We start from the raw sequence: 10,645 nt of genomic DNA, 5'->3' as shown, positions 1-10,645 counted from the left end.
CACGCCGGCCATCGCCAGCATGTCCGCCAGCTCGAACCCGTTCCACGGCACGACCATCGACCAGGCCTCGACACAGCGCAGCCGGTAGATGCGCTCCTCGATGGTCATGGCCTTCATAATATCCTCAAAGGCGTAATCACCCGGGGCATCGACCATACCGTCGATTTTCACGCTCCAGGGATCGATGGAAAGCGCATCGGCATACCGCGCCGGATCGCCCTTGTCGGTGCCGAATTCATAGAAGTTATTATACTGTGTGATGTCTTCCCAGGAATTGGGCTCGCGCATCTCCTGCGCAGCGGCCCCCTGCGGCAGTGCTGCAAGACCCGCACCCGCCACAGCACCGCCCATCAGCTGACGGCGGCTGAGATAGAGGTGCTCGTCCGTGACGTCGTTGTCTTTCAGCTTGTTCTTCCAGCGGAATGCCATGTCGGTCTCCTGTTGTGCTCGCGTGCTACTTACCTAGGCACAGAGCGGCAGCAGTCCAAATGTATTTCCCTCACGTTTGAGACAGCAGACTGTAACGTAGCCGCCGGCTCAGACCCCGAGCAACCCCGGCAAATCGCTCATAACGGTAAAGATGCCGTCGCAATGAGGTGCCAGGCGTTCTGCCGGGGTATCTGCCGCAAAGCCCATGACATACATGCCCGCCGCCTGCCCTGCGCGCGCCCCGTTGGCACTGTCTTCCACGACCACACAACGCCCGGGCGGCACACCGGCGTCTGCGGCCGCCTTCAGATAAACATCCGGTGCGGGTTTCGGCGCTGCCACATCTTCGCGCGAATAAATCCGCCCCTGCAGCCGGCTGCGCAGACCGGTGCGCCCAAGGCTGATTTCCATCTTGCGGTGCGGCCCGTTGGAGCCGACAGCATATAGCACACCGGCAGCGTCCAGCCGGTCAAGGACCAAACCTGCCCCCGGGATCAGCTCGACCTGCTCCTCCAGTACCGTGAAGATTTCCTGATAGGTGTCGTTCAGCCAGCTCTCGGGCAGATCGGCCCCCATTTCGCGCGCTGTCTTCATGACACCAGCGAGCGTACCCCCGAGAAACAGCCCGGCAAACTGATCGGGGCCAAGGTCGAGCCCGTGGCGCGACAGGTTTTTGATCAGCACTGCTTCAGACAGCGGTTCGCTGTCCACCAGCACGCCGTCGCAATCAAAAAGCACCATGTCGGGTGGAAAGTTCATAATCTCTGCCTGCTGTTCTGCCCCTGCTGCATCTGTCAGATGCCCGGGGGCTGGTTGGAGACACTCCCGGTATTCGGCACGGGATTTTGCGCGGTTGAATCAGAGGAATGCCTGACATTTTTGTGAATGGAAACCGGGCCTCGCCGCAGCTTAGGACACAACACCTCCGCGTCAAGCTGCCGGGCGCAGATCCCGCAGTGATCCGAATGCCATTCCGGTGCGTCTCTCTGGCAATGCCAATCACGGCAGACCAACCGTAAACCGTTAAGGGAGAACACCATGTTCCGCAGAACAATGATTGCACTGACCGCAGCAACCGCGCTGGCAGGTACAACCGCATTTGCCGATGGCCACTCAAAGGACATCGTTGACACGGCCGCAGGCGCCGGCACATTCGAGACACTCGTGGCAGCCGTGACCGCCGCCGGTCTCGTTGACACGCTGAAGGGCGAAGGCCCGTTCACCGTCTTTGCACCGACCGACGAGGCCTTCGCGGCACTGCCCGAGGGTACAGTCGAGACACTGCTCAAGCCGGAGAACAAAGACCAGCTTGTGTCAATTCTGACCTATCACGTCGTCCCCGGCAAAGTGATGTCCACGGACCTCAGCGATGACATGACAGCCACGACTGTCCAGGGCGGTGACATCACCATTGATCTCGACAATGGAGTGATGGTCAACGAAGCGACCGTGACAACGGCCGATATCGAAACCTCCAACGGTGTGATCCACGTCATCGACGCTGTGATCCTGCCGCCGCAGGGCTGATATCACCGATACGAAAAAAAGGCCCGGCAGATCACTCCGCCGGGCCTTTGCTTTGTTCAGGCATCAGTGGACGACAGCGTCATCCGGTCTGGGCCTGTTGGTGGCGGACACGCGGTCCCTGATGATCAGACCATCCTTGCCGGCCTTAACAGGGATCGTATCGCCGTCTTTGACATCACCTGCCAGCAACAACTCGGCCAGCGGATCCTGCAAGGCGCGCTGGATCACCCGCTTGAGCGGCCGGGCACCATAAACCGGGTCATAGCCTTCATCGGCCAGCCACTTACGGGCACCGTCGTCAAGCTCCAGCGTGATCTTGCGACCCGCCAGACGCCTGAGAAGCCGCGCCATCTGGATATCAACGATACCGTCCATGTCCTCCCGGCTGAGCCGGTCGAAGATGATCGTCTCATCCAGACGGTTCAGAAACTCCGGCCGGAAATGCGCGTTGACCGCATCCATCACGTCGCGGTGCGCCTCCGAGGCATCCGCCCCTTCCGGCAGATGGCTCAGCGCCTGAGAGCCGAGGTTTGACGTCAGCACGATCAGCGTTTGCTTGAAATCGACAGTGTGCCCCTGACCATCGGTCAGCATACCATCGTCAAGAACCTGCAACAGCACGTTGAAGACATCCGGGTGCGCCTTTTCGACCTCGTCAAAAAGCACGACCTGATAAGGACGCCGCCGTACCGCTTCGGTCAGCACGCCGCCCTCGTCATACCCGACATAGCCGGGAGGCGCCCCGATCAGACGAGAGACCGCGTGTTTCTCCATGAATTCCGACATATCGATGCGCACCATGGCGCTGTCGTCGTCAAAGAGGAATTCGGCCACCGCCTTGGTCAGCTCGGTTTTACCCACGCCTGTCGGCCCGAGGAACAGAAACGATCCAAGCGGGCGGTTTTCATCGTTCAGACCCGCACGGGCCCGGCGCACGGCATTGGCCACGGCCTTCACCGCTTTGTTTTGTCCGATCACCCGGTTATGCAGCTGCTCTTCCATGCGCAGGAGCTTATCGCGCTCACCTTCGAGCATCTTGCCGGCCGGAATCCCCGTCCAGCGCTCCACAACGCTCGCGATCTGTTCAGGCCGCACGGATTCCGCGACCATCACATCGCTGTCTTCACGCCCTTCGGCGTCACCGAGCTGCTTTTCAAGCTGCGGGATCACACCATAGCTGAGCTCGCCTGCCTTGGCGAGATCACCCTCGCGCTTAGCGATATCAAGCTCGGCGCGGGCATGATCGAGCTGCGCTTTGATATCACGCGCACCGGCCAGCTTGTCGCGCTCCGCCTGCCAGCGGGCGGTCATCTCAGCACTTTCCTGCTGCAGTTCGGAAAGCTCTTTTTCAAGCGTTTCCAGACGATCTTTAGAAGCTGCGTCCTCTTCTTTCTTCAGCGCTTCCGCTTCAATCTGCAACTGCATAATCTGGCGGTCCAGCGCATCAAGCTCTTCGGGCTTACTGTCCACAGCCATGCGCAGACGCGAGGCGGCCTCATCCATCAGGTCGATGGCTTTGTCAGGCAGGAAACGGTCAGTGATATAGCGGTGGCTCAGCGTCGCCGCAGACACAAGTGCCGAATCCGAGATCCTCACACCGTGGTGCAACTCGTATTTCTCCTTGATGCCACGCAGAATGCTGATGGTGTCTTCAACCGTGGGCTCCAGGATCATCACCGGCTGGAACCGGCGGGCCAGGGCCGCGTCCTTTTCCACGTATTTGCGGTACTCATCGAGCGTCGTCGCACCAACACAGTGCAGCTCCCCGCGCGCCAGCGCCGGTTTGATAAGGTTCGCCGCATCCATTGCACCGTCTGCTTTGCCAGCCCCTACGAGCGTATGCATCTCGTCGATGAAAAGGATGATCTCACCGGCGGCTTCCGTAACCTCGGTCAGAACGGCTTTGAGCCTTTCTTCAAACTCACCCCGGTATTTCGCACCCGCGATCAGCGCGCCCATATCCAGCGCCAGCAGCTTTTTGTTGCGCAGGCTTTCGGGCACGTCGCGGTTTACGATGCGCAGGGCAAGTCCCTCGGCAATCGCGGTTTTACCCACGCCGGGCTCACCGATCAGAACCGGGTTGTTCTTGGTCCGGCGGCTGAGCACCTGCATCGCGCGGCGGATCTCCTCGTCCCGCCCGATGATCGGGTCAATCTTGCCCTCCTCGGCGCGTGCCGTCAGATCGGTCGCGTATTTCTTCAGCGCGTCATAGCCTTCTTCGGCTGTCGCTGTGTCAGCAGTCCGGCCTTTACGCACATCATTGATCGCAGCATTGAGCCCCTGTGCCGTGACGCCACCGCTGTCCAGCGCTGTCTTTGCGCCGGACTTGACCATGCAAAGCGCCATCAGAATGCGCTCAACAGGAACAAAGCTGTCTCCGGCCTTTTTAGCCAGCGCTTCGGCCTCGGCCAGCACCTTCTGTGTTGTATTATCGAGATACACCTGGGCTGCATCACCGGTCACTTTGGGCATCTTTCCCAGGGCAAGGCTAAGCGCCTGTGTGACCTGCTCAGGTTTACCCCCCGAGGCGGAGATCAGATTGGTCGCAAGACCCTGATCGTCATCCAGCAAAGCTTTAAGTATGTGCTCGGGCGCCAGCCGCTGGTGGCTTTCGCGCGTTGCAATTGTCTGGGCCGCCTGAATAAAACCGCGCGACCGCTCCGTGAACCGTGTCAGATCCATCGTCTTCTCCTTTATAAAGCGCCTCTCCTGTGCGGTACCCGGCTTGGCGGCATACTCGCGTCTGAGGCCTCGGTTAGTATCTGGGCAATGCCCCTGCCCGCTTCAAGGGCCCGGGATCTCATCTCCCGGTCTGATTATGACAACGGTACGCCGTTCCGCCTTGATCCCGGTCAACAGACGGGCGGGAAATTACGCCGGTCTTTCCTGTTACCGCCGATCCCGCGGATCTTAGATTATGACGGTGAGGGCGCGAAGTAATGTCGCGAAACGAAAGATTGCATTCGTCAGGGTAACGAGTGGGCGTGGTTATGCCCTGCAAACGGCCGATTAATGCCGGGTCACGGGCCGGCATGCGGGATTCCTTAACCGGATCGCAGTGCCTGTCCGGGCAGCCGGCCGGTCATCACAATCTTCGCCGGAATGCGCACCCGCACTGCGCTTCATGGCTTTTCTGCGCGCGCCCACCGCCGGCACATAGACAAAAACGCCCCGCGCGCCTAAGCACAGTCCGGAAATCAGGAGAGATTGATATGTCAGATGACCGGCTGATCGTTGCACTGGACGTACCCGATGCGATTTCAGGACTTGCCGTGGCCGAAAAGCTCGGGGATGCGGTAGGTTTCTACAAGATCGGTCTCGGCATGCTGACCGGCGGCGGTCTTGCGCTGGCCAATGAACTCAAATCAGAGCACGGCAAGCGCATTTTTCTCGATATGAAGCTCTTTGACATCGGCGCCACCGTCGAGGCCGCAGTCAGTGGTCTGGCGCAGTTCGATCTGGATTTTCTGACTGTTCACGGCGATCCGCACGTGGTGCGGGCCGCCATGAACGGCGCAGCAGGCTCGTCGATGAAAATCCTTGCTGTGACCGTGCTGACGTCGCTCGACCGTGCTGACCTCGACGCCGCGTTGATCCGCGATGGCGACATCCCGGATCTTGTCCGGATCCGGGCAACGCGGGCTTTTGAAGCAGGAGCCGATGGTGTCATCGCCTCCCCGCAGGAAGCGGCGCTGATCCGGGCCCTGCCCGAAGCCGAAGACCGGCTGATCGTGACACCCGGCGTGCGTCCGGCAGGTGCGGCGCGCGGCGATCAGAAGCGAGTCGCCACGCCCGCGCAGGCAATATCCGACGGTGCAGACCACATTGTTGTCGGACGTCCGGTCTGGACAGCCTCAGACCCGCGCAGCGCGGCAGAGGCGATTCTGGCGGAAATACGGAACGTTTAGACCTTGCTCCAAACGGCTGATTTCCCGGCGATAATCTGAGTTGTGCACAGGGTTTTGCAGCTACCCGAATCCCCCCTTATGCGGCGCAACAAACTGTGGCTCTTCGACAACAGACAACAGTATGTAGTCAGACAGAGGGAAAAGTTCCTCGGTGAATACACTTCCAGGTGGTAAGTTGACGTTAGGTGATACTCCCCGACGAACCCCGTCTTCCTGAGGTTCGTTACCTCCCCCCGCTTTCGGCAGCGGGGGGTTTTTCTGTCAGCTACCCGTTTCCTCCAGAAAGAGCTGCAAACGGCCGCGAAAATGCGGCACAACGCGGCGGTGCCCGAGAAACGCCGTAACCGGCATCATCTCCCATCTCTGACCCTCATCGCCCAATTGTGCCCCGGTGAGATCTCCGGGCTTCAGGTGCGCGCAGAAAAACCAGTGTCGTCGCCCGTCGGTCAAAAAACTTCTGCCCCAGACGATCTGGTCCGGGCGCACCTCAATGTTCAGTTCCTCAAGAGTTTCGCGCCGTGCGCAGTCAACAGGTGTTTCGCAGCCTTCCCGTCCGCCACCTGGCAGATCCCAGAAGCCGGGCCACGGAATGTCCGGCCGTGTATCGCGCAAAATCACCGGCAGCGCCGTTTCTGTCAGCAGAGCAATCTTTGCGCCGTGAAACTGCATGTTCATTTCCGGCAGGGCGGCATACAATCGGGTCATCCTGCCCTTATAGCCAATGATGACGCAGATGCCCGCCCTTTGCCGTGATTGCCTGACAGAATTCGACGCCGGACGCCGCTGCCCGACCTGCGCCAGCCCGCGGGTCGTGGCGCATGACGAACTTTTCAGCCTGTCAATCGCACATATGGACTGCGATGCCTTCTACGCCTCAGTGGAAAAGCGGGATGATCCCACGCTCGAGGGCAAACCGGTGATCATCGGCGGCGGGCGGCGCGGCGTTGTCTCGACCGCGTGTTATGTGGCGCGGATCCGCGGTGTGCGCTCGGCAATGCCGATGTTTCAGGCGCTGAAACTCTGCCCCGATGCCGTGATTATCAAACCGCGCATGGAGGCCTATGTTGGGGCCTCGCGCGCGATCCGCGCGATGATGGAAGAGATGACCCCCGATATCGAGCCGCTGTCACTGGACGAAGCGTTTCTCGACCTTACCGGCACGCGCCGGCTGCATGCGGCCCCGCCTGCGGTGATGCTGGCAAGGCTGATCCGCCGGATGCGGACCGAACTGGGCCTGACGGGCTCCGTCGGGCTCAGCCACAACAAGTTTCTTGCCAAAGTCGCCTCTGATCTCAACAAGCCGCACGGATTTTCGGTCATCGGCACAGCGGAAACCGATGCATTCCTGCGCGACAAACCCGTGCGGATGATCTGGGGCGTGGGTGCCGCAGCCCAGGCCTCGCTGGACAAAGCAGGGATCCGTACGTTTTCCGATCTGCTGCGCTGGGAACGTACCGATCTGGTCGCGCGCTTCGGCTCAATGGGAGACCGGCTCTGGCATCTCGCGCGCGGCGAGGACCGTCGAAGGGTCTCGGCCCACGCGCCGATGAAATCGATCTCAAACGAAACCACATTCGCAGAGGACACAGCAGACCCTGATCTTCTTGACGGGCACCTGTGGCGGATGGCCGAAAAAGTATCCGACCGCGCCAAAGCCAAAGACCTTGCGGGCCGCGTCGTCACACTTAAGCTCAAACGCTCGGATCATTCGCTGATATCCCGCCGCATCAGCCTGCGCGACCCGACCCAGATGGCGGATACCGTTTATCGCACCGCACGCGGCCTCTTTGATCAGGTCGGTGATAAAGGCCCTTACCGGCTGCTCGGATGCGGGCTTTCGGATCTCCTAAGTGCCGAAGGAGCAGACCGGTCCGGAGATCTGCTGGATCCGCAGGCGCGCCGCCGCTCAGAAGCGGAACGCGCCACCGATGCCATCCGCGCGCGCTTCGGCCCGGACGCGATCCTCAAGGGCCGCGCCCTGCGCTGATCCGCTGTAAGGGGTTATTCTGCCGCAAGCGGCATCCGCTGCTGGCCGATCCGGGCGATATCCGCGATCACAGCGCGCAGCGCGTGACGCACTTCAGCGTAGTTCTGATTGGGCCGGATGGTTGTCTCATTCATATAGAGCGCGCGGTCGATCTCGACCTGAACCGCATGCTGAGCGCGGGACGGGCGCCCGTAGGCCTGAGCAATATAGGCACCGGCAAAGGGCGCATTGCGCGCGACCCGAAAACCCGCTGCTACAAAAGCGGCTTCGACCCGGTCCATCACATCCCCCGATGCCGCCGCGCCAAAACGGTCGCCCAAAACAACATCCGGCCGGGGTGCGCCGCTGCGCACGATACCGGCGACCGCCTCATGCGGCATTGAATGGCAGTCGATCAGAACCGCCTGCCCGTGCCGGCGCTGCGCCTGATCCAGCAGCTCCTGCAAAGACCGGTGATAGGGATGCCACCAGGTATCCAGCCGGTCCCGGGCCTCAGCCAGTGAAATCTTGCCGCTGTAGATGGCACGTCCGTTTGCCACCACGCGGGGAATCACTCCCAGACCGGAGGCCACGCGCGGATTATGGCCCTGCCGGCGCACGCCGCTGATAAGCGCGGGATCCAGTTCCTCGGGGCTGCGGTTCAGGTCGACAAAGGCACGCGGCGCGGCGGCATGCAGGAAGGGCGCACCGAATTGTACAGCACAATCAAAGAGCTGATCGACATAGGCATCCTCGGATGACCGGATCAAGTGGTCATCCAGCACGCTCCGCTGCATCATCGCGGGCGGATAATCACGGCCACTGTGAGGTGAGGCAAAAACCACGCAGGAGCGTCGTTCGGCGGGCAGAGTTACATAAAACGGGGTCTTGGGCATTCGTTATCCTCTTGGTCGGAGCATAGCCTGGAACATATCAAAGCCAAAAGCCCTTGATCCCTTCGACGACTCCTTTTATAGACGCGGCTCAGGCGCGGTTTTTCGCGCCCCGTTTTTGTTTGGGGCACTGAAATTACGCTGACATAGTGGGTGATTAGCTCAGCGGTAGAGCACTTCGTTGACATCGAAGGGGTCACTGGTTCGATCCCAGTATCGCCCACCATCTGTTTCACCGGTCCGGATTCTCCGGACTGCCCGCAACCCGGCGCTGGCCCGCGCCACAACATGAGGAGACGACCATGAAGGTTCGTAATTCGCTCCGCTCGCTCAAGAACCGGCATCGCGACTGCCGTGTTGTGCGCCGCAAAGGCCGCGTTTATGTGATCAACAAAACGCAGCGCCGGTTCAAAGCCCGCCAGGGTTGAGACCGGACGCGCGATGAATTAAAAAACCGCTCCTTCGGGGGCGGTTTTTTTGTATCCGCAGCCATGCACGCATCGTTGCAGCGCGCGGGGAATGTTCGGGTCAGCCCTGAAAGATCGGCCGGTTCAACGCTGTACCCATCAGTTGTGACACCTGCCGGCACTGTCGTTCAGGTCAGATCGCGCAGTGTCATACCGGCAGGGGCTGTGACGCGCAGCATCCCGTTCAAAGTCCCGACCCGGAACGCAGGTTTTCCATCACCCACAGGATCGATCCTCGCGATGGCGGTAATCGGCAAACTGCCTGACTGCTCTGTCGGCACGCTGTCGAGGCTTTGCACCACAATAAGCTGTGCTCTGATCAATTCGTGCTGATACACAACCCGGATCCGCGTTTAGTCCGCCAATGGTCCCCGCGATCACCTTGCTCTGCGCTGTATCAATCCGGAAGTGGCCCGCCAGGAAATCGCGTGAGAATTCGCCCGTACCGGCAGTATCCAAAGTGATGGCGGGATCGGGAAATGACCGTTCGCGATCATCAATGATGATGGTGCCGGACAGAGCCGGGCGCGGTGTAAACCAGGGCAACTCCGCAACCGCCGGCATTTTGGTTACCAGCCGGCTTGGTTCGTAAATCGTGCGGATTGGGGCAGAGATCTCCGGGGAAATCTTCCGGCCAGTGCGCAGCTCAGGCGCCAGGCGCAGGGCATAGGTTTTCTCCACCAGACGCAGATGCCCCTGCCGGTACAACAGCGCCGCAACAGGCAGCGTGGCAATGACCGCGGGGTCGCTCGCGACAGACCAGTTGTCCGGTCGCCGTGACTTGCCCAGCGGCTGCTGAGGTGAGCCGCAGTTCATTGGCGCATCCCGGCCCTGATGCGCGGCCTTCGCCGCCCTGCACGCCGGCAGGAAAGCGCTTTATTTATGGGGAATTACCTTGATTCCACTCGGAGACGCTGAGCGGCATACCCGGCACCTGCCCCGAAGCGATCCAGCTCGGCATATCGTCCTGCCACAGCGGCTCGCATGCAGATCAGGCCAGATCCGGACCCCCTCTGCCTAAAGCGTCGCAATCCGCAGATCGATGTTCCTGAGAGCTTCGGGATTGAGGGAGCCTGTCTGCGCACCGGGACCTTCGAAAACGTTGGGCTTTACCCGGTCAGAGTCGCGGTGATGAAACCGCACGGGGTTAAATCCGGGGGAAACGAGGCAGTTTACAGGGCACAATGGTGATGCTGACCGGTTCGAAACAGGGAATAAGCCTGCACAATGGCCCCAAAGGAGCGTACGGGCGTCCCATCAGTAAAATGAGTCCGTCTCATTCGGCGCGCACTCTGCTCCGTGAGCCGGCAGGACAATCGTTGAGAAAGCTGAGACCGGGAGTGAAAGATCAGCGCTGGCGCTCAATGCGCCCCGGGGGCTGGTCTTCCGGCTGCGCCACAGAGAGGCCTTCCGGCATCACAAGGAGCAAGGTGAGACGATCGCGCAAAGGCCACA

The 10,645-nt window shown here is 60.7% G+C and carries 10 protein-coding genes and 1 tRNA gene; 5 read left to right on the top strand and 6 right to left on the bottom strand.

Annotated features, from left to right (window positions below; all coding sequences use genetic code 11):
• Together Q0M35_RS14130 and Q0M35_RS14125 are read right to left on the bottom strand one after the other, a co-directional pair.
• Positions 1–429, bottom strand: a 429-nt coding sequence (locus tag Q0M35_RS14130) for a molybdopterin-dependent oxidoreductase (RefSeq protein WP_295316400.1), incomplete at its 3' end; no start/stop codon positions are given.
• 108 nt (positions 430–537) lie between these two features.
• Positions 538–1,188 carry an HAD family phosphatase gene (locus Q0M35_RS14125; protein ID WP_295316398.1) on the bottom strand — a complete coding sequence of 217 codons (651 nt, stop codon included), beginning with the start codon at positions 1,186–1,188 and terminating at the stop codon, positions 538–540.
• 279 nt (positions 1,189–1,467) lie between these two features.
• Between Q0M35_RS14125 and Q0M35_RS14120 the strand changes: the two genes are divergently transcribed.
• Positions 1,468–1,956 (top strand): fasciclin domain-containing protein, encoded by a 489-nt coding sequence (locus tag Q0M35_RS14120; protein ID WP_295316396.1) that lies wholly within the window; start codon positions 1,468–1,470, stop codon positions 1,954–1,956.
• Positions 1,957–2,019: 63 nt separating this feature from the next.
• Here the strand turns inward: Q0M35_RS14120 and clpB are convergent, their stop codons facing one another.
• Positions 2,020–4,638 carry an ATP-dependent chaperone ClpB gene (gene clpB / locus Q0M35_RS14115; protein ID WP_295316394.1) on the bottom strand — a complete coding sequence of 873 codons (2,619 nt, stop codon included), beginning with the start codon at positions 4,636–4,638 and terminating at the stop codon, positions 2,020–2,022.
• A 530-nt stretch (positions 4,639–5,168) separates the two neighbouring features.
• Between clpB and pyrF the strand changes: the two genes are divergently transcribed.
• Complete coding sequence (gene pyrF, locus Q0M35_RS14110) at positions 5,169–5,864, top strand: orotidine-5'-phosphate decarboxylase (RefSeq protein ID WP_295316392.1); 696 nt, start codon at positions 5,169–5,171, stop codon at positions 5,862–5,864.
• A 261-nt stretch (positions 5,865–6,125) separates the two neighbouring features.
• On the opposite strand, the gene Q0M35_RS14105 is transcribed toward pyrF, so the two are convergent.
• Complete coding sequence (locus tag Q0M35_RS14105) at positions 6,126–6,533, bottom strand: NUDIX hydrolase (RefSeq protein WP_295316391.1); 408 nt, start codon at positions 6,531–6,533, stop codon at positions 6,126–6,128.
• Between the two features lie 64 nt (positions 6,534–6,597).
• Between Q0M35_RS14105 and Q0M35_RS14100 the strand changes: the two genes are divergently transcribed.
• Positions 6,598–7,851 carry a DNA polymerase IV gene (locus Q0M35_RS14100; protein ID WP_295316389.1) on the top strand — a complete coding sequence of 418 codons (1,254 nt, stop codon included), beginning with the start codon at positions 6,598–6,600 and terminating at the stop codon, positions 7,849–7,851.
• A 14-nt stretch (positions 7,852–7,865) separates the two neighbouring features.
• Here the strand turns inward: Q0M35_RS14100 and Q0M35_RS14095 are convergent, their stop codons facing one another.
• Positions 7,866–8,726 carry an N-formylglutamate amidohydrolase gene (locus tag Q0M35_RS14095; protein ID WP_295316387.1) on the bottom strand — a complete coding sequence of 287 codons (861 nt, stop codon included), beginning with the start codon at positions 8,724–8,726 and terminating at the stop codon, positions 7,866–7,868.
• 148 nt (positions 8,727–8,874) lie between these two features.
• Here Q0M35_RS14095 and Q0M35_RS14090 point away from each other — a divergent pair.
• Positions 8,875–8,949: transfer RNA gene (locus Q0M35_RS14090), tRNA-Val, on the top strand.
• A gap of 76 nt (positions 8,950–9,025) precedes the next feature.
• Positions 9,026–9,151 (top strand): type B 50S ribosomal protein L36, encoded by a 126-nt coding sequence (gene ykgO / locus Q0M35_RS14085; RefSeq protein WP_005850168.1) that lies wholly within the window; start codon positions 9,026–9,028, stop codon positions 9,149–9,151.
• Positions 9,152–9,318: 167 nt separating this feature from the next.
• On the opposite strand, the gene Q0M35_RS14080 is transcribed toward ykgO, so the two are convergent.
• The gene (locus Q0M35_RS14080; protein WP_295316384.1) at positions 9,319–9,528 is read right to left on the bottom strand and encodes a hypothetical protein; all 210 of its coding nucleotides are present in this window, start codon (positions 9,526–9,528) and stop codon (positions 9,319–9,321) included.
• Between the last annotated feature and the right edge of the window lie 1,117 nt (positions 9,529–10,645).

The sequence above is a fragment of the Roseobacter sp. genome (genome assembly GCF_024639605.1).
GTDB lineage: Bacteria > Pseudomonadota > Alphaproteobacteria > Rhodobacterales > Rhodobacteraceae > Roseobacter.
The sequence above is the reverse complement of the archived record's forward strand: the minus strand, read 5'-3'. Positions and strand labels throughout refer to the sequence as shown.

What these genes read in the sequence shown, in the direction of transcription:
- clpB (WP_295316394.1), bottom strand. Translation starts at nt 4,638, where the DNA reads ATGGATCTGACACGGTTCACGGAGCGGTCGCGCGGTTTTATTCAGGCG.
- Q0M35_RS14105 (WP_295316391.1), bottom strand. Translation starts at nt 6,533, where the DNA reads ATGCAGTTTCACGGCGCAAAGATTGCTCTGCTGACAGAAACGGCGCTG.
- Q0M35_RS14120 (WP_295316396.1), top strand. Translation starts at nt 1,468, where the DNA reads ATGTTCCGCAGAACAATGATTGCACTGACCGCAGCAACCGCGCTGGCA.
- Q0M35_RS14125 (WP_295316398.1), bottom strand. Translation starts at nt 1,188, where the DNA reads ATGAACTTTCCACCCGACATGGTGCTTTTTGATTGCGACGGCGTGCTG.
- Q0M35_RS14100 (WP_295316389.1), top strand. Translation starts at nt 6,598, where the DNA reads ATGCCCGCCCTTTGCCGTGATTGCCTGACAGAATTCGACGCCGGACGC.
- ykgO (WP_005850168.1), top strand. Translation starts at nt 9,026, where the DNA reads ATGAAGGTTCGTAATTCGCTCCGCTCGCTCAAGAACCGGCATCGCGAC.
- pyrF (WP_295316392.1), top strand. Translation starts at nt 5,169, where the DNA reads ATGTCAGATGACCGGCTGATCGTTGCACTGGACGTACCCGATGCGATT.
- Q0M35_RS14095 (WP_295316387.1), bottom strand. Translation starts at nt 8,726, where the DNA reads ATGCCCAAGACCCCGTTTTATGTAACTCTGCCCGCCGAACGACGCTCC.